Origin of the sequence: Fictibacillus fluitans (assembly GCF_030418125.1) — a bacterium.
GTDB lineage: Bacteria > Bacillota > Bacilli > Bacillales > Fictibacillaceae > Fictibacillus_C > Fictibacillus_C fluitans.
Genome location: NZ_JAUHTR010000002.1, coordinates 101677 through 120228, shown reverse-complemented (window position 1 = coordinate 120228; position 18552 = coordinate 101677). Strand labels below are relative to the sequence as shown.

Sequence of the window (18552 nt, the reverse complement as noted above, 5' to 3'; positions counted from 1 at the left end):
GAATCGCAAGTAAATCCAGCTTTACCGCAACTATTCCGTGTCGAACCGCAACTAACGCCCGGCCATGTGGGGAAGCTGCTAGTTTAGCAGTCTCTTTCTCTTGTATTCTCTGGGTACATGGATAGTAACGTTCGGAAAATTGAAAATATTGGCCTATTTAGATTTACTTCTTCTTAGCGTATAGTAAGAAACCGAAAACACCATGTCCTTTGCAGAAGTGACTTCTATGGGAGTGGTCAAGTTGAAAACAAATCTGGATCGTGTACAGTTCACCTTAAGGAATAAAATAGAGGCAATGGCCAGGCATATGAAGAACTGGACAGAGTCTCACCCCTGGATAAAGACAGTTTATAGCATCCTTTCGTGGATCTCCCTGCTGCTCTTTATATTAAGTCTGTTTTTCATGAAAGATTCCCGGACGATGTTTGTGCAGTTTCTTTGGTCCTTTTATCTTTTACTGCAATTTTGGCTTCTTTGCCGGAGCAAGACGTTTACCTGGCGAAAATTCACGTATTTCTTTATGGCGGGAGCCTGGCTTATTGCACCGCTCAATGCGGTGATTGTCCTTCTTATTACTGGAATGTTTGGTGGCAGGGCGCTTGATGTTTGGAGCCAGTCTTTTATCACGCCGGTAACAGAAGAAGTGCTGAAACTGCTTCCGTTTGCCATCTATTTGTTTTTATCCCGCAGAGCCACTGCATTAAGCTTAAGTGATTATGCGTTGGCTGGTGCAGCCACAGGAGCAGGGTTTCAGTTTTTGGAGGAAACCGCACGGCGGCTCGTTTCAGGGGCTTTTTACGGGAAAAGCCTATTGACCGGGCAAGTCCTGCATTGGGAATTCTTCAGTCTGTTTCCTGGTTACTTCGAGGGGAATATTTTCAGCGATGGCACCAGTGCGGGGCATGCGGTACTTACCGCAATGGTAACCGTTGGCTTTGGTTTGGCATTAAGGTATAAACATCGATTAAAGCGAGCGACCTTGTTAATACCATTAGGATTGCTGGTCTTAAGTATCCTTGATCATATCGTGTGGAATGCCGGTTACCGGGCACCTGATGTTCTAAAAGGGTTTCATGATTTGCTCGGAAGCGGATATGCATCGAAACCTCTTTTTCTAGGTATGCTCATTGCGGCCGTTAGTATCGATTACTGGGATCTGAACAGGGTAAAAGACAAGCTGCTCTTGCTTCCGGAAGAAAGGCTGATTAATCCTGTCAGCGAAGTCCATCATCTTCTATCTTCTCTTTATCGTGACCGGCAAAGGTTCGGAAGTTTGCTGTATTTCTACAGAGAACGGAGAGAGCTTGGGTTTACGCTGATTCGCGGAGATGAGGAGGCCAGGAGCAGGGTCCAGGATCTTTCGGCAACCGTACACAGGTACTATGGGGCGCTGCTGTTGCTTACAGCTATACTTATTATCACAGGATATGGATGGTTTAATGAATCTTCAGGTCTTGAGTCGTGCTTTGCCTGCCTGTTCGATTCCTTGCAGAACTGGTGGGATCACCGATTATCAGGAGCAGAAAAAGTAATGCTGATCGCAGGCGCCTTTGCGCTGTTTTTCCCTTTTCTTGGCGCATGGTCTGCGCTCGGAGCCGTTTCAGCCGCTGCAGGTCTGGCTCAAAGCGGGCATCAAGTCGCCGATATCATTCGCCATCCACGAAAATTAGCGTCTCCGGAATATGCGGCCGCTGCTGTTTTTACTCTCGGTTTCAACCGGCTGCCTTTTGGTAAAATTGTCGGGAAGAGAATATTGAAGACCGCTGCCGGATGGAAAAAATATGAGCTTGTGACTAAGGATGGCCTCGTGTACCGTACAACACTCGGAAAAAATGGAGAGCTGCGGGCCGTTTTTGCTAAAATTGAACCAAACAGCCTTGGAAAAGGAACGGATACGAATGATGCTTCAAGAAAGTTAATGAGACTCTTCGGCGGAAGAAATACGGACGATGCCGGACACGCGATCGGAAACAAGCTCGGCGGGCTTGGCAACAAAAATTCGGCCAATCTGTTTCCCCAAAACCACAGTATCAACCGCGGGGCGTTCAGGGCCTTTGAGAAGCAGATACATGATGAAGTAAAAGCGGGTAAAACCGTATTCGTACGAGTCGTTCCGAAGTATGCGGCAGGAGCCAACCGGCCGCATGAAGTGGCTTATTCCGTAAGAGTAAATGGACGTACAATAACAAGGATCTTTAAAAATCCCTGAGGAAGTGATGAGATGGATAAAAGCTATCTTCTAATAAAGGATTCCGGACAGCAAGAAGAAAGCGATCTGACATTCATTGGCGGACTTCCCCGCATCCCTGAGTCAGAACCGCTGCCCACATGTGAGTTGTGCGGGGAAAAATTGACCTTCTTTTTTCAGGTATCGTTCCCCGAGGGGCACAGCTGGGAAGGAAGAACAATGGCCGTTTTTGGCTGCACGATGTGCGCACATGAAGATTACCTGATTCCCGAGATGCTTCAGGATACATTAAAGGGAATTGATATCCCACAGGGGTTCCTGGAATCCTACCAGAAAAACTTCAGGATCATTCTCTTTGAAACAGAAAAAGGAGAACTGCGAAATGAGTATGAGGAAAAAATTAAATTTGTAAAATGGCGTTTGTCACCTGCTGCGGATCCTTACGAAAACCATGAAAAAATAGGCGGATCCCCAAACTGGCTGCTGGATGATGAATCTCCAGGCAGCTATAACTCGGAAGTGTCCATGATTTTCTTGATGCAGCTGCCGGAAGATATGAAGTTTGAAACCGTGGAAAATGCACCTCCCCAGATGGTAATAAGTTTGGAAGGGAATCAAGCACCCTCCTCTCATTCGTACTATGAACTTTTTTTGGCCAACCACATCTACTTTTTTGGAACAAAGAGCCGGGAGCCGCTTGTCTATGTTTTGACACAAATATAAGTCATGAATGAGCAACTCATTAAGGAGAGTGTTGGTTATGAAAGCATTGATTGTTGGCGCCGGAATTGGAGGCTTATGCACGGCAATTGCTTTAGAAAAAGCAGGAATTCAAACCGTTGTCTATGAAAGGGCTGCGGAAATAAAAGCGCTCGGAGCTGGACTTGGAATCGGAGCCAACGCCTTAAAAGGAATGGAGAAGCTCGGTATCGCTGAAGAAGTAATACAAGCCGGACATCAGCTGGATGGAATGGTGATTTGTGATCAGGGCGGAAAGCAAATCAGTAAAGTGGATACCAGGGTCATTAGTGCTCAGTATGGCACAGATAATGTCACCATCCATAGGGCCGATCTGCACAACATTCTGATGAGAAATTTGAAGGACACTCATGTGGTAACAGGCAAAAAAGCGGTGAATGCGGAACAAAATGAACAAGAGGCTACGGTTTATTTTGAAGATGGAACCAGCGAAAAATGTGATTATATTATAGCAGCAGACGGCATCCATTCCATTATCCGCCAAAAATTAATGCCCGAATCGGTCCCGCGCTACGCGGGTTATACCTGTTGGCGCGGAATCATTGACCACCATCCATTTAATGAAAACACAGCAACAGAAACATGGGGGCGAAACGGCCGTTTTGGCATTGTTCCGTTGGCAAACCAAAAACTTTACTGGTTTGCCTGTGTGAATGCAAACGCCCACGATCCAAAAATGAAAGCCATGAAAACAGAGGACCTGCATTCTATTTTTAGAGACTATCATGATCCAATCCCTTTCGTTATTCAAATGACGGAAGATCATGCCCTCATCCATAATGATATCTTGGATATTACACCCATCAAGCGTTTTGCTTTTGACAGGATTCTTTTATTGGGAGATGCCGCCCATGCATCCACGCCCAATATGGGACAGGGAGCGGGACAGGCGATTGAAGACGCCATTATTCTCGGTAACTGCCTTAAAGAACATGAGGATGCAAAGAGTGCCTTTAAAGCGTTTGAAGCCAAAAGAATGGAAAGAACGGCAAAAATAATAAAGATGTCAAGAAGGATTGGGCAAGTGGGACAGCTTGAAAACAAAATGATGATAAAAGTGAGAAACTTTTTGTTAAAACGGGAATCGGAAGCCGCCCAATTGAAGCGGATGGCCTTTTTATATGATGTTGATTTAAGCTGAAACACGGGAAAAAGGCTTGCACATTCAGCGCAAGCCTCACCTCCTCCCTGCTGTCTCCTTGTTCTTTTTAAACGTTGTCGGAGAAACACCGATATATTTTTTAAACTTGCTAAAAAAGTAATTCACATTCGTATAGCCCACCGATTCCGCCACCGCATACACCTTCATATCGGTTCGCAGCAACTGCTTTGCTTTTTCAATGCGTACTTGATCTAGATATGTATTGAACGATTCTCCTGTGGCATTTTTAAAAATTTTGCCTAAATACGCGCTGCTGTAATTAAAGAGGTCTGCCAGCATCTCTAATTTCAGGGGTTTATGATAGTTTTCATGAATGAATTCCAGCAGCTTTTCCATTTGGACTTCTCTCGTATCGGTTTTCATCTCGTTTAAAATCATGGTAAAGAAGTCCAGCATTCCTGTTTCCAGCTGCTCAAAACGTGTATAGTGATAGATCCGGTCGACCTGTTTGGGGTATTCCTTTTCCAGCCAGGAAAGAGAGGAATCCATATGCATTAACTTGGTCAAAACAGAAGAAATGAACTGAATATACTTGGCCTTCACCGACTTCTCATTGTCCTTTCCATTAATCAGCTGAAGGATATCGTGCTCAATGATCTTATAAACGACGTCCTTGTTTCCAATTTTCAAGGCATAGACAAGCTTATCAACGAGCTCATATTCCTTTTTTGAACAGATTTCTTCAGTCTTAAGCGCTGATAATTTAGGGTTAATGGGTGTTGCGGGGCATACAAGTACATCCTGGTCATAAAGAAATTTCTGTGCCGCCAATTCCCGCGCCTTTTCAAAGGATCGTTTAATAAAAGACAGTTCCTTTTCTGCGAATCCGGCAAAAATACAATAATCTCCATACTCTTTCGTGATCCCTTTTAATTCAGTCGATAAAAACTTCAAATTCTGGTTTTTGGTTAAACGTTTGTTTAAAAGGATAGCGATTGTGGAGGAGAACGTAAAAACGACACCGCGGTTTTGTTCGGCAAAATAACTCCCCAGAAACTGTTTCAACTGCAGTTGTCCTTGGGAGGCTTCCTCATGATTCACTTCCTTCAAAAGCAAAACCTGATACGACTCCCAAACCAGCCCTAATTTTTCAGCTTCGCTTTGAAACGAGATATCATCCTTTGTGACGAGGTCCACTATGAGCTGTTCCATGCGGGCTTCCGTGCTTTCACGGGTCTCCTCTTCAGAAAGTACACCCTTCAGCTTCACTAAACGGCTAATCAGCTCGTCCTCATCCAGAGGTTTAAGGATATAATCATCGACTCCCCACGCAATCGCCTTCTTGGCATAGGAAAAGTCGGCATGCCCGCTTAAAATAATAAAGTGGATGTGCGGATCGCTTTTCCGAATCTCCTGGATGAGTTGGAGCCCATCCATTTCAGGCATCTGGATATCAGCCAGGATAAGGTCAACCTTTCCCTGGTGCTCCTCGTACTTTTTTATGGCATCCATACCATTCGAGGCCGAATCCACCACCGTAAATCCATACTCTTCCCACGGAATAATGATTTTTAATCCTTCACGAATAACCGGCTCATCGTCAACAATCAGTACATTGTACACGGCTCAATTCCCCCCTGCTGGTATGCTGAAGCAGACTTTTGTTCCTAAGGTTTCGGATGTTTTAAGCGTTAAGCCATACTCTTCTCCGTAAGAAAGCTGCAGCCTTTGGTGGATATTGCTCAATCCGATATGCTTGCCGTCACTGTCATGAACATCATTCATACGTTCCATGATCTGATTTAATCTCTCCTGGGTGATTCCTGACCCATTGTCCGCAACTTCCACCCACAATTCCGCGTTAATCACCCTTGCTCTGATGGAAATGAAGCCCCCTGTCTCTTTATTCTTCAAGCCATGAACGATCGCGTTTTCGACCAATGGCTGAACAGAAAGCGGAGGTATTTTAATAGATTCTGATAAAGGATCAACATCCATTTCATACGAAAAACGGCTTCCAAACCGAAACTTTTGGATGTCCAGGTAGTTTTTCACCATCTCAAGCTCACTTTTCAATGTCACTGCAGCACTGCCTACTTCCAAGTTTTTTCGCATCAGCTGGCCCAGCAGTTTTACGGTTTGGCTGATTTCCTTTTCACCATTTAAAAGCGCTTTCATTCGTATGGACTCTAAAACGTTATATAAAAAATGCGGATTGATCTGACTGGCCAGCATTTGAAATTTAATTTCCTTTTGCCGGATAATCAACAAGGCTTTTTCCCGTTCAGCATCCTTGCTTTCTATCATCAGCTTCTTAATGTTATCCGTCATAACGTTAAATTGATTGGCGATTTTGCCTATTTCATCGTTGCCGGCCAACACCAAATTGGTATCCAGATTTCCATCCGATACTTCATGAATGTGTTTGCTTAAGCGCGAAATCCGCTGTGATAACATGTTTGAAAAAAAGTAGATTAATAGAATGGCAATGATACTGCTCAGCAGGATAAAGAGTAAGGCAAGCATGCTGCTTTTGTTCGCATCGGCAACGATCATCTCAACAGGAATAATCGTCACAATTTTCATACTATTGTAGCTGGACTCCGGCTTTAAAGAGGTCGTCACCACTTTATATTGATGATTATTTATCGTTGTATCAAATGTGCCGTTGGATTTCAGGGAGGTTAACGGCAGTTTGGTAATATCCTTTTGAATTAAGCCTTCTCTGCTCGAAGCAATGACATCACTGCCATTTAAGATGAGTGAAGGTGACGTATATTCATCCAAGATCGAATTAAAGTAAGAATTATCAAGGCTCAAAACCAGTACGCCATAGTTGTTGTAATGAAGGAAATCAATTCTTCTGACCAGAGTTAAATATTTGTTGTTCTTTTTGGTGAAATCCTCTGTAAAATACCATCCGATATATCCCCTATGGCTAACCGCCTGATTGTACCAATCCTTTTTTTTCTCACTTTCATCCGGCTGGATCACCCTCCAATTATCAATCATCGTTGGGTTGTCCATATAAAAACGAATGTTGGAGATATAATCGTAAAGATCCATGTATTGATCAAAACGCTGATACTGCTGAAACGCCTCTACGTATTGATAAGTGGTCTTATACTGCGTGTTAGCAAACTCCTCCAGCTGATTATCCAGTAAAAACTGGCTGGATATATTGATGGGAACCTGCAAAAACGCGTTCACCTGTTTGGCAATCCTCTTGTTATCCTCTACACTTTTGTTCATGGCATCATTCAGGGAAAATTCCCGCAGCTGATGTGTTAAATAATAGCCCGTTATCATAATGGGGATAAAAACCACGATAAGAAACGAGAAAACCAGTTTTTTTCGAATGCTAAAATCGTTCACTTTATTTTTTAGTTTTAAAATAAAAGTTCGCACCTTCACCCACCCAGCTGTTTTATAGTATATCTCCTGCAAGTAATACCATTATTATAATACAAACATTCATGTGAACGGACGCCTCGTTATGATGAAGGGTGATAATAGGACAACGACTAACGGGCGCGATTGTGGCTTCATGGTGGCGGTGATTTCTGGAGCGAATAATGAAAGAGGTCCCTTCATTTTAACCGTATCAAAATATGCTGCTGCAAAAAACATCAAAAATTAAATGATTATTCATCTAAAAATTAGGGATGAATGCACGTCAACTTCATTGATGCGTTCTGATTGACTTCACTAGGCCAAGGAGTTAAAATCCGTTACGTAAAGTAACCTTATTATCAATTAAAAGTTACTACATAAAATTTCATCATCAGAATTGAGAAAGAAGGTTCATTGAAATGGATATTCTGCTGGCCATACTTCCTGCGGTCTTCTGGGGAAGTATTGTTTTGTTTAATGTGAAATTAGGCGGAGGCCCATACAGTCAAACCCTCGGAACGACGCTAGGGGCACTGATATTTTCTGCTATTATCTATTTGTTCGTTCACCCGGTTTTGACGCCCCTGATTTTTATTGTCGGTATCGTTTCCGGATTATTTTGGGCAGTTGGACAAAGTAATCAGTTAAAGACCATTGACTATATTGGCGTATCGAAAACCATGCCTATTTCGACCGGGCTGCAACTGGTAGCAACCGCACTGTTTGGTGTCATCGTATTTCACGAGTGGTCAACCAGAGCAACCGTTATTTTAGGGGTGCTGGCCCTTATTTGTATTGTCACCGGGATCGTCTTAACCTCCCTTAAAGGTGAGGAAAATGAAGAACAAGCCGGGCAATTTAAAAAAGGTATCCTTACCCTTATTGTTTCGACCATTGGCTATTTAGTGTACGTTGTCATCGCTCGTTTATTTAACGTCGACGGCTGGTCCGCGTTATTCCCGCAAGCCATTGGGATGGTAATCGGAGGGCTGATCCTTACCTATAAACACAAGCCATTTAATAAATATGCGATTCGCAACATCATTCCAGGATTGATTTGGGCAGCAGGCAACATGTTCTTGTTCATTTCCCAGCCCAAAGTGGGAGTTGCCACCAGCTACTCCTTATCACAAATGGGAATTGTCATCTCAACACTTGGCGGCATCTTCCTATTAGGTGAAAAGAAAACAAAACGCCAGCTCATCTTCATAACCATTGGTATTATCTTAATCGTATTAGGTGGCGTTTTGCTTGGACTGGCTAAAACTCAATAACCGAAACATCATACCTTTAAAATGAAAAAGCCGTGAATGGAGGATCATCCTCTATTCATGGCCTTTTTTATATCTGTTTCAGGTTTGGGTATGATTTTTTATTTAATCCACTTGATAGCCCACTTGCTGATGGGCTCTAAGGCCATGCCGAGTTCGTAGCCTTTTTTCGTTAGTAAATATTCAATACGTACGGGACGGTCATTGGTAACATGCCGGACCACTACTTCTTCTTCTTCTAATTCTTTCATACGCTCGTTTAACATGCGTTTGCTTAAGGAAGGAATGCTGCTGTGGAGCTCACTAAAGCGTTTTGGCCCGCTCATCAATACATAAATAATCATGCCGTTCCATTTCTTTCCCACGATATCAAAGGTTTTATGTACTTTTAAAAGTATATCATCAACCTCATCCATACTCTTCACCCCACCTGACTACAAAAGGACAATTTAAAGTAACTTAATATTCCTATTGTATACTATCAATCTCAAAATCTAAAGGGCCCGCTCGTCATTCCACAAGTTTCCATCCTTCATATAAACTTCATCATCAGTTCTTCAGAAAACGCCAAAAACCCTAAAAAAGTCCCATTGATTTCTTATTCTGCGAACGTTACTATTGGTTACATAAAGTAACCTAATGTAATAAAAGTTACCTCTACGCAAACAATTTACAACCGAAAGAGGGATATCATGACAACAAAAGAAATGCCTCAGCCACAAACGTTTGGGGATCTTAAAAACTTGCCGTTATTAAACACAGATAAACCCGTTCAAGCGCTCATGAACATAGCGAAAGATCTGGGAGAAATTTTTAAATTTGAAGCACCCGGACGTGTCACACGTTACGTATCCAGTCAGCGCCTTGTAAAAGAAGTATGTGACGAGTCACGCTTTGATAAAAATCTAAGTCAGGCGCTGAAGTATGTACGTGATTTTACAGGAGACGGTTTATTTACGAGCTGGACGCACGAAAAGAACTGGAAAAAGGCTCATAATATCCTGCTTCCAAGCTTCAGTCAGCAAGCGATGAAAGGCTATCACGCCATGATGGCGGATATCGCGATCCAGCTGATTCAAAAGTGGGAGCGTCTCAATCCAGACGAGCACATTCAAGTGCCAGAAGATATGACGCGTTTAACGCTTGATACAATCGGCCTGTGCGGGTTTAATTACCGCTTTAACAGCTTTTATCGGGATCAGCATCATCCGTTTATTATAAGTATGGTGCGTGCGCTGGACGAAGCCATGAACAAGCTGCAGCGTGCCAATCCGGATGATCCGGTTTACGACGAAAACAAGCGCCAGTTTCAAGAAGACATCAAGGTGATGAACAGCCTGGTCGATAAATTGATTGCAGACCGCAAAGCGAGCGGCGAACAAACCGATGATTTGCTGACCCATATGCTCAACGGGAAAGATCCGGAAACAGGTGAACCGCTTGATGATGAGAATATCCGCTATCAGATGATCACCTTCTTAATTGCGGGCCATGAAACCACAAGCGGTCTGTTATCCTTTGCGCTGTATTTCCTGGTGAAAAATCCGCACGTATTGAAAAAAGCACAGGAAGAAGCAGCACGCATTCTTGTGGATCCTGTTCCAAGCTATAAACAAGTCAAACAGCTGAAATATATTGGAATGGTCTTAAATGAAGCGCTGCGCTTATGGCCAACCGCTCCTGCCTTCTCACTCTATGCGAAGGAAGATACGGTGCTTGGAGGGGAGTATCCGCTGGATAAGGGCGATGAAGTAATGGTTCTGATTCCTCAGCTTCACCGTGATCCGGTCATTTGGGGAGAAGATGCGGAAGTGTTCCGTCCCGAGCGCTTTGAAAATCCAAGCGCCATCCCCCAGCATGCCTTTAAACCATTCGGGAACGGACAGCGTGCGTGCATCGGCCAGCAGTTTGCTTTACACGAAGCCACGCTTGTTCTTGGCATGATGCTGAAGCACTTTGATTTTGAAGACCATACCAACTATGAGCTGGATGTAAAAGAAACGTTAACCCTTAAGCCGGAAGGGTTTGTCGTAAAAGCAAAATCGAAAAAAATTCCGCTCGGCGGCGTTCCTTCTTCCAGCAGCGATCAGCCTGTTAAGAAAGTACGGAAGGCAATTGAAAATGCCCATAACACGCCACTCCTTGTTTTATACGGTTCCAACATGGGTACTGCCGAAGGAACGGCCCGTGATTTAGCGGATATCGCCATGAGTAAAGGCTTCGCACCGCAAGTCGCAACCCTTGATTCACATGCCCGAAACCTTCCGCGCGAAGGAGCGGTATTGATTGTCACCGCTTCATATAACGGCCATCCGCCTGACAACGCCAAGCAATTCGTGGAATGGCTACAACATGCGTCTGAGGATGAGGTCAAAGGCGTCCGCTACTCCGTATTCGGCTGCGGCGATAAAAACTGGGCAAGCACGTACCAAAAGGTTCCCGCTTTTATCGATGAAACGCTTGCCGCCAAAGGCGCAGAAAACATAGCAGACCGCGGTGAAGCAGATGCAAGCGACGACTTTGACGGAGCGTATGAAGATTGGCGCGAGTCTATGTGGAGCGACCTGGCAGACTACTTTAACCTGGACATTGAAAACGGTGAAGAAAATAAGTCTACCCTCTCGCTGCAACTTGTCGATGGTGCGATAGACGGACCTCTCGCTAAAATGCATGATGCTTTTTCAGCAAAAGTTACAGTAAGCAAAGAACTTCAACAGCCGGGCAGTGAACGAAGCACCCGTCACCTGGAAATTGAACTTCCAAGCGGCACAGCTTATCATGAAGGCGATCATTTAGGGATCATCCCACGAAACTATGAGGGCTTGATCCATCGTGCAGCTGCACGATTCGGTCTGGATGTCTCCCAGCAGCTCCGCTTAAATGCCGAAGAAGAAAAGCTGGCTCACCTGCCATTAGACCAAACGGTATCGGTCGAAGAACTGCTGCAGTATGTGGAACTTCAGGACCCTGTAACGCGCACGCAGCTCCGAGCGATGGCTGCCAAAACGGTGTGTCCGCCACATAAAGTAGAGCTGGAAGCCTTGCTTGAAAAGCAGGCATACAAAGAACACGTCCTTCAAAAACGGGTAACCATGCTTGAACTGTTGGAAAAGTATCCGGCCTGTGAAATGGAGTTCAGCGAATTTATCGCCCTGCTTCCAAGCATGCGTCCGCGCTATTACTCGATTTCATCATCACCGCGTGTGAATGAAAAACAGCCAAGCATCACGGTCAGCGTAGTTTTAGGAGAAGCGTGGAGCGGACATGGCGAATACAAAGGCATCGCATCAAATTACCTGGCGAGCCTGCAGCCAGGAGACCTGGTAACATGCTTTGTTTCCACCCCTCAATCCAGCTTTGCGCTGCCAGAAAACCCAGAAACACCGATTATTATGGTGGGACCGGGAACAGGCATCGCTCCGTTCAGAGGGTTCGTACAAGCTCGTAAACAATTAAAACATGAAGGAAAAACGCTGGGTGAGGCACATTTATACTTCGGATGCCGCTCCCACGAAGATTTTCTTTACAAGGAAGAGCTGGAAGAAGCGCAGAATCAGGACATTATTACCCTTCATACCGCCTTTTCCCGCCTGGCCAATCAGCCAAAAACCTATGTCCAGCACGTAATGGAACAACATGGACAGAAGTTGATCGGGTTACTGGACTCAGGCGCCCACTTCTATATTTGCGGAGATGGCAGTCAAATGGCTCCGTCTGTTGAAGCCACACTATTAAAAAGCTATGCTGAAGTGCATCAAGTCAGCGATGAAGAGACAAAAGATTGGCTTCTGCAATTAGAAGAAAATGGCCGCTACGCTAAAGATGTGTGGGCCGGATAATTAAGATATAAAGAAAGGATGAGGAGCATGTTCAAAGAGGATTATGTAAAAGTAAATGGTGTAAACCTTCATTATGTCGAAAAAGGTGAAGGCGAATTGATGCTGTTTTTACATGGATTTCCGTATTTCTGGCACTGCTGGCACAACCAGTTGGAAGAGTTCTCCAAGGATTATCGTGTGGTGGCAGTTGATATGCGCGGCTATAATACATCAGATAAACCAGAAGACATTTCCTCCTACGAGATGCCGGTTCTGTTGGAAGATGTAAAACAATTAATCGAGGCATTCGGCGAAAAGGAATGCATTTTAGTTGGCCATGACTGGGGCGGTGCGATTGCCTGGACCTTTGCTTATACGCACCCTGAATATATAAAAAAGCTGATCATCTTTGATGCCCCGCATCCTTACACCTTCCATAGAGAGTTAGTAGAAAATCCCGCCCAGCGGGAAGCAAGCAGCTATATGGGCTTTTTCCAGAAACCCGACTCGCACGACGTCTTATTAGCCGACAACAGTGAAAGATTAAGAAAAATGATGAACACTCTGGGCCTTGATTTAACTCAAGAAGAGGAAGAGAAATACCTTGAAGCCTGGCAGCAGCCCGAAGCGATGAAATCCATGCTGAATTACTATCGCGCCGCTTCATTTTATCCATTTGAAAAACTTGCCCAACAGCCTGTTGCACTTCCCCACCGCCTGTTCGAGTCCCCGGCACTGATTATTTGGGGAAATGCGGATATCGCCTTTGAAAACAGCAACCTGAACGGCATTGAGGAATACGCCCCGAACATTACAATCCATCGTCTCAACGGAGTCGGGCATGCGCCTCAGCTGGAGAAGCCGGAAGAGACCAATGCGTTTATGAGGGAGTTTTTGCAACAAGATAGCTAAATAATACAAGCAGATCCAATGGGGTCTGCTTTTTCTATGTTGTTTTATTGTTAAATCCATCTAAAATAATAATATAAAGGAGTGATGGCGGTGAATAAGCCAATGAACCTGGATCTAATGGATATTTTCCGTATGCAATTTACTTTTGCTTGGAATACTGAGACCTGGTTTTTACCTTTAGAATCTGCTCTTAAGGGGTTAAATTCCACAAATGCAAGCTGGCAGCCTCCTGGGGGAGGAAATACGATCTGGCAAACGGTGAACCATCTGAATTATTACAATGCCCTGCTTGTTAGACAAATCAATGACACCACGCCTAAAAAAGAGACACCTGATAACAAGGCTGCATTCGGAGATATTGGAGAGCCGCCAAATTCTAAATGGCAGGCAGTATTGGCAGAGAACACCTTTGGAGATAGCGGGGATCCAGCAGACACTGAAAAATGGGAGGCTGCCTTGGCGGAAACACACCACATTTTCGAAAACTTGCGTAAATCACTTGAAAAAGTTAATAACAGTCAGCTGGATGAGGAACTTGTTGGAGGCCTGGCACGTCAAATTATGCATAACGTATACCACATAGGGCAAATTGTATTGATCCGTAAACAACAGGGATCTTGGCCGAAGGAGCGGGAATGATTGGTATAGGCTATACGGCTCGCTTGATCACGTAATTAAAACGTAGCTTCTGTTTTTATTTACAGAAGCTACAGTTAACTAGCTAGAAATTGTCGAATAGTGTGAATTACTCCATATCAACGTAATAATTATAATCATCCATCATTTTTCTCAAAAACTCTTCTAAAGAATTAGCTATTCTTATTTCATCATAATAAATAGGATTATTAACTTTGAATCTAGCATCTCTTATTGAAGTCGGTCCCATAATACGATTGATATTATTTTCTGATTTTTTAAGGAAACCATCTCCAACCTCTAAAAGAAACTCTCTTAAATCATTAGGAAACTTCAAACCCAAGCTTGATTCAACATCCTCAATTTCTTTTTCACTTACTGGATAGAACTCATTGCCCAATTGCTCCTTTATAAAATCAAATCTCATTTTTTACTTACCACCTTTAAATAATTTATTCGCTGGAGAACCAGTGCCATGTATTCCAGATTGGTGTTCGTTCGGGAATTTTGCGGGATGTATATTCCACCATTCATGTTCTCCTTGGAAACTATTTTCAATTATATGGTGAGCATCGTACTAATCTCCCTTTTTTCGAACAATTTCACCTGTCTTCTCAGATATTACTTCCTCAGTATAAGTTGGCCATTTTTGCCCAGACTCTATCTCCCACTCTTCAATTAGCTTATCTTTAACTCTATTAAATGAACGTCTGTGTTTTCTTGTTTCAGCAGGAGTTAATTTTTTATATTCTTTAGTCCTTAACGCTTCTTTCAATTTTTCTATCTGATTTTTCGGTAACACACTGTTTGTCCGTGATTCAATATCCCTGACATAATTTAAATCATAATCTATTTTTACAGGAACAGTCGTACTTTTACCCTTTCCTGAAAAGGCCAATGAACATGGACCTTATAGATATTTTTCGCATTCAATTTGATTTTGCTTGTTTTACTGAGACCTCATTTCATGCATTACTTAATCGTTTATTAGCTAAAATTGGGTAAGAATAAAAAACCTCGAAAGGACAAAGCCAATCAAGGTTTAAAACGCATTTTATTTTATATACAACTGCACATTTCCAAAGTGGATATTGTTCATTAAAGTCACTTAAGAGATTACTGAAGATTTGAGAATCATGTGGAAGTCTCTCTTTAACGTTGTGCCAGCCTTCAACTACCAACATATCCGGCATTTCAACTAGTCCAGTAATCGCATCCCGAGACCTCTTTGGAAGAACTAAAACTAAACCTTTATCCCAACGCCTTTTCTAATTTTTTCCTATCATGCTCTAGTACACCACTTATCAAGATGCCACAAAGGTTGTTCTTAGCATCCAAAGCAAATCCTATATGATCATCTTCTATAAAAGAGGAGATTTGATTTTCTGAGAAGGCGATCCATATATTTTTGTTTCCTATATTAACGTATAAGTCAGTCTTCTCATCGAGATACGGTTGATCCTTAAAACCTTCCACTTGGAAAACTGGAGTTCCTCTATCTGCCATCAAATTCTTACGATTAAAGTAAGGCTTCCTTGTTTTAAAAACCTTTTCGCTTAATGTTAAGGTAATTGAGCGAATAATCCCGGTGGCTTTTCCCATACCTATTTCAAGCAGGGATCTCTTAAAATCTCCAGTTCTCCAATAGATCGCTGGCTCTTTTGCTCGATCCCAGGAACCAAATTCAATAGTAATTGGTATATAAAGATCATATGTAATAGTTGCCGGCTGTTCTTCTATATATTTTAATACGTTTAACATCAGCAGCCCCTTCAACCACTCTTTTTTATTTCATCGAACCATGCATCAAAGATGTCATCAGGTAATAACTCTTCATTTTCCGAATAGATCAAATCATATTTATACTGTGCCTTCAGACTGTTTTGCTTTACATGATAATGTAATTTCATTTCAGTTGGCATATCTCTTCCATGTTCTTTACATAAAGCATGAATGTCTTCTAAATCTTTAAGCCCAATATCTAAAACAGCTTCTTGTCTTTCTTCTGATGTATCATAGGTAAATGAATCCTTAGTTTCCCTAACTGCATGATTCAAATGATGCTTAAGCACCAAACATTCGTTTATCCTATAAAACACGTCAAATACATACATTTCTGGTTCGTAGGAACAGTAAATATAAATATCATCAGCTCTATTTTCCACAAGCTCCAGACAGACAGCTGCCATATCTGCCTGAATTTAAGAAAAATAATCTTCAAATTCCTTTCGCACAGATACCACCTCAATCCATTAGTCTTCTTTAATAACGGGAAATGTAAAAAAGCCCGAAAGACTTATCGCCAATCCAAGCTCCTCTTTACCTTTTAACAGCTTCTCTTATTTGTTTGATAACTCGTTTAAGCCACTCAAGTGGTTCTAATCCAAGAATAAGAAAGTCTACTCCATCTGCGCAAGATTGAATGTATTTACAGTATCCGAATCATCACTTTGAATAAACTTGCTTAAGAAAACATCTGCAGACTCCAAATACTCTTTATTTTCCACTGTTAATAATTCTTGTAATGCGTCTTCAGGAGATTCAATATCTTGATGAAAGGTACCAGCCAAGAACTGGAAAACAGGTTCTTCTACTTTATCCCGTTTAATAAATGGGCTCTCCACCAGTTCCAACACCTCCACGCTATACTTATTGTCAAGGACTATTCAATTTCAATACAACACCATCTATGCCCATTGTTTACTGCATAAAAAATAAGTTCTCACCATTAATTATCCAGTAACGATTATTTATAGGAACCTCTTCTGTAAATTGCTCATATTTCCCTAGCCATCCATAAGGTACATAATGCTCATAGGACGCAGGCTCGGGAAAGGAAGATATCAGTTCCTTTTCGTCAAAGTTCACATAAAGAGAAGGCTGCATGTCTAATACATCATGATAGGTTTTCTGCACCAGCATCTTTCTTAACTCCTCATGACTTACTTGAAATCCACTAATCCTTTGGAGAAACTCTTCTGCCGTATTTTCATTAACAACAGCAATATCAAATCTGTCTGAAAAATCATCAGGATTATGAACTTCAAATCCCTTCTGTCGATAACTCGATATTAATTTCTTTAAATCTAAATACCATATCTCTTTGTCTGTAACATACCATTGATATAAACTTTTATATCTAACTAGAACGATGATCATCTCGGCATATTCAGGACGGTTATGCAATGTATCTCCTCCTACCCATGTAACAAAATCTTTTTGGCTGTTGCAACGCATGAAGATCTAAGGAATCCCAAGAACCTTAGCTTTCTTGAGGAGGGTTCTCAAGAGACAATTAACATATTTGCGTCAGATGGTTTATGTACCACTTCTTATAGCCCCAAGCTAGCTTGTTCATTATGTAAAAACTCATAAAAAAGACTGATCAATCTATTAATCTTTTCTTTTTCCAAGGATGATAACGAGTTACAACCATCTTTAGGAGGCATATACGTGATGAACGTTTCCATGTCTTCTGGATAATCAAAGTCTGCATACACTTCAGCAATTTTATCCAATAATTCTTTAGGTGTATCTTTGTACTTAGCGTTTAAATGGTTTAGAATGCTGTATCTCCATTTTCTTTTTTCGATATTCCATTCCACCGGATTTTCCTTTAAATTCTCCTGATATTCTTCTACTATCATCTGGAGTTTACTCAGATAATCGTCTTCATCATTTTCTCCCCAAGCAAGATCTATTGGTAAGGGATGACTGCCTTCCTCATGGGTAGACAAAAATTCGAGAGCATATTTAGTGATTTCACTATTTCCAATTAAACCAAGCTTTACTCCTACATATAGAGTCTTCCAGTCGTAATTCATTTTATTTTCTTTAAGAATATCGATAGAATAAGGCAATATCATTCACCAGGATCCTTTTTAAGTACTATACTCTAGCTCAGCTTTACTAAGTCCATTTAATACATTATCTATTCTATTCTTTAGGTTTTTCTTCATGGCGCAGAAGCAACTAGAAAGTCGAAAGGTGAGCCAACAGTTCTTGTAAGCTCACCCTGTTTAATTCAAATACTTCCTCATCAAAAATAGGCAGTCTTAGAACCTTTAACAACTTCCCCATATAAATAAACCTTAGACCATTCGACTGAAATATTTTTTACCACAATCTCAGCTATCTGCAAGTATCAGGCTATTTTAAAGCAACTCCACTCCAACTTGTTTATAAAATTTAACTTTTAGTCTCTCTTCTCCGCCCACATTCATAACCATAGCTTTGTCACCTTTTTTTATGCTTGTTACATTTTTAAAATCACCAGTAAATACTATAGAATCATTAAATGTAATACTTAGACTACTCGTTTGCTTATATACATCTAAAGTTAAAATCACCTTAAAATTTTGGTCATCTTTGTAGGTATAAATTAATTCTCCATCATCGATATTGCCTGTTATGCTCACCGGTTCACTTTGAAAAAGTTCTAATAGATCATATTCATCATACTTTATAAACATT

At 42.0% G+C, this 18552-nt stretch carries 19 protein-coding genes and 2 pseudogenes; 9 read left to right on the top strand and 12 right to left on the bottom strand.

Annotated features, from left to right (window positions below; translation table 11 throughout):
* The first annotated feature begins 241 nt into the window (after window positions 1-241).
* From QYB97_RS05875 to QYB97_RS05865, 3 genes are read left to right on the top strand one after another with little or no spacing between them, the layout of a single operon-like run.
* A complete protein-coding gene (locus QYB97_RS05875; RefSeq protein ID WP_301165047.1) occupies window positions 242-2209 on the top strand; it encodes a DNA/RNA non-specific endonuclease in 1968 nt (655 codons plus the stop codon).
* Window positions 2210-2221: 12 nt separating this feature from the next.
* Complete coding sequence (locus QYB97_RS05870; protein ID WP_301165046.1) at window positions 2222-2911, top strand: hypothetical protein; 690 nt, start codon at window positions 2222-2224, stop codon at window positions 2909-2911.
* Between the two features lie 37 nt (window positions 2912-2948).
* The gene (locus tag QYB97_RS05865; RefSeq protein WP_301165045.1) at window positions 2949-4088 is read left to right on the top strand and encodes an FAD-dependent monooxygenase; all 1140 of its coding nucleotides are present in this window, start codon (window positions 2949-2951) and stop codon (window positions 4086-4088) included.
* A 36-nt stretch (window positions 4089-4124) separates the two neighbouring features.
* On the opposite strand, the gene QYB97_RS05860 is transcribed toward QYB97_RS05865, so the two are convergent.
* Window positions 4125-5672 (bottom strand): response regulator transcription factor, encoded by a 1548-nt coding sequence (locus QYB97_RS05860; RefSeq protein ID WP_301165044.1) that lies wholly within the window; start codon window positions 5670-5672, stop codon window positions 4125-4127.
* Between the two features lie 3 nt (window positions 5673-5675).
* A complete protein-coding gene (locus QYB97_RS05855; protein WP_301165043.1) occupies window positions 5676-7457 on the bottom strand; it encodes a sensor histidine kinase in 1782 nt (593 codons plus the stop codon).
* 88 nt (window positions 7458-7545) lie between these two features.
* Between QYB97_RS05855 and QYB97_RS05850 the strand changes: the two genes are divergently transcribed.
* Both QYB97_RS05850 and QYB97_RS05845 read left to right on the top strand, forming a co-directional pair.
* Complete coding sequence (locus tag QYB97_RS05850) at window positions 7546-7689, top strand: hypothetical protein (protein ID WP_301165042.1); 144 nt, start codon at window positions 7546-7548, stop codon at window positions 7687-7689.
* Between the two features lie 172 nt (window positions 7690-7861).
* Entirely contained in the window at window positions 7862-8716 is an 855-nt protein-coding gene (locus tag QYB97_RS05845; protein WP_301165041.1) for a GRP family sugar transporter, read from the top strand.
* A 98-nt stretch (window positions 8717-8814) separates the two neighbouring features.
* Here QYB97_RS05845 and QYB97_RS05840 read toward each other — a convergent pair whose 3' ends face one another.
* On the bottom strand, window positions 8815-9129 hold the full coding sequence (locus QYB97_RS05840) for a winged helix-turn-helix transcriptional regulator (RefSeq protein ID WP_301165040.1): 315 nt from the start codon (window positions 9127-9129) through the stop codon (window positions 8815-8817).
* A gap of 276 nt (window positions 9130-9405) precedes the next feature.
* Here QYB97_RS05840 and QYB97_RS05835 point away from each other — a divergent pair, with 276 nt between their 5' ends.
* The 3 genes from QYB97_RS05835 to QYB97_RS05825 all read left to right on the top strand — a co-directional run bounded on the left by QYB97_RS05835 (window position 9406) and on the right by QYB97_RS05825 (window position 14082).
* On the top strand, window positions 9406-12552 hold the full coding sequence (locus tag QYB97_RS05835) for a bifunctional cytochrome P450/NADPH--P450 reductase (RefSeq protein ID WP_301165039.1): 3147 nt from the start codon (window positions 9406-9408) through the stop codon (window positions 12550-12552).
* A 27-nt stretch (window positions 12553-12579) separates the two neighbouring features.
* On the top strand, window positions 12580-13443 hold the full coding sequence (locus tag QYB97_RS05830; protein ID WP_301165038.1) for an alpha/beta fold hydrolase: 864 nt from the start codon (window positions 12580-12582) through the stop codon (window positions 13441-13443).
* A gap of 90 nt (window positions 13444-13533) precedes the next feature.
* Window positions 13534-14082 (top strand): DinB family protein, encoded by a 549-nt coding sequence (locus QYB97_RS05825; protein ID WP_301165037.1) that lies wholly within the window; start codon window positions 13534-13536, stop codon window positions 14080-14082.
* Between the two features lie 106 nt (window positions 14083-14188).
* Here the strand turns inward: QYB97_RS05825 and QYB97_RS05820 are convergent, their stop codons facing one another.
* The 6 genes and pseudogenes from QYB97_RS05820 to QYB97_RS05795 form a co-directional block, all read right to left on the bottom strand.
* Complete coding sequence (locus tag QYB97_RS05820; RefSeq protein WP_301165036.1) at window positions 14189-14506, bottom strand: SMI1/KNR4 family protein; 318 nt, start codon at window positions 14504-14506, stop codon at window positions 14189-14191.
* A 3-nt stretch (window positions 14507-14509) separates the two neighbouring features.
* A pseudogene (locus QYB97_RS05815) lies at window positions 14510-14935 on the bottom strand (T7SS effector LXG polymorphic toxin); the annotation flags it as partial.
* A 395-nt stretch (window positions 14936-15330) separates the two neighbouring features.
* Window positions 15331-15840, bottom strand: a complete 510-nt coding sequence (locus QYB97_RS05810) for a hypothetical protein (RefSeq protein WP_301165035.1) — start codon at window positions 15838-15840, stop codon at window positions 15331-15333.
* A gap of 11 nt (window positions 15841-15851) precedes the next feature.
* Complete coding sequence (locus QYB97_RS05805) at window positions 15852-16268, bottom strand: DUF600 domain-containing protein (RefSeq protein WP_301165034.1); 417 nt, start codon at window positions 16266-16268, stop codon at window positions 15852-15854.
* 130 nt (window positions 16269-16398) lie between these two features.
* Window positions 16399-16688, bottom strand: a pseudogene (locus QYB97_RS05800) (contact-dependent growth inhibition system immunity protein).
* Between the two features lie 91 nt (window positions 16689-16779).
* Complete coding sequence (locus QYB97_RS05795) at window positions 16780-17265, bottom strand: hypothetical protein (RefSeq protein WP_301165033.1); 486 nt, start codon at window positions 17263-17265, stop codon at window positions 16780-16782.
* Between QYB97_RS05795 and imm47 the strand changes: the two genes are divergently transcribed.
* Window positions 17260-17454, top strand: coding sequence for an Imm47 family immunity protein (gene imm47, locus QYB97_RS05790; RefSeq protein ID WP_301165032.1), 195 nt, complete (start codon window positions 17260-17262; stop codon window positions 17452-17454). The two genes, QYB97_RS05795 and imm47, sit on opposite strands and share 6 nt — an antisense overlap.
* On the opposite strand, the gene QYB97_RS05785 is transcribed toward imm47, so the two are convergent.
* The 3 genes from QYB97_RS05785 to QYB97_RS05775 all read right to left on the bottom strand — a co-directional run bounded on the left by QYB97_RS05785 (window position 17412) and on the right by QYB97_RS05775 (window position 18551).
* Entirely contained in the window at window positions 17412-17945 is a 534-nt protein-coding gene (locus QYB97_RS05785) for a DUF2247 family protein (RefSeq protein ID WP_301165031.1), read from the bottom strand. The genes imm47 and QYB97_RS05785 overlap by 43 nt on opposite strands.
* A 173-nt stretch (window positions 17946-18118) precedes the next feature.
* A complete protein-coding gene (locus tag QYB97_RS05780) occupies window positions 18119-18220 on the bottom strand; it encodes an immunity protein YezG family protein (protein WP_301165030.1) in 102 nt (33 codons plus the stop codon).
* Window positions 18221-18233: 13 nt separating this feature from the next.
* Window positions 18234-18551, bottom strand: coding sequence for a hypothetical protein (locus QYB97_RS05775; protein ID WP_301165029.1), 318 nt, complete (start codon window positions 18549-18551; stop codon window positions 18234-18236).
* Window position 18552 lies beyond the last annotated feature (1 nt).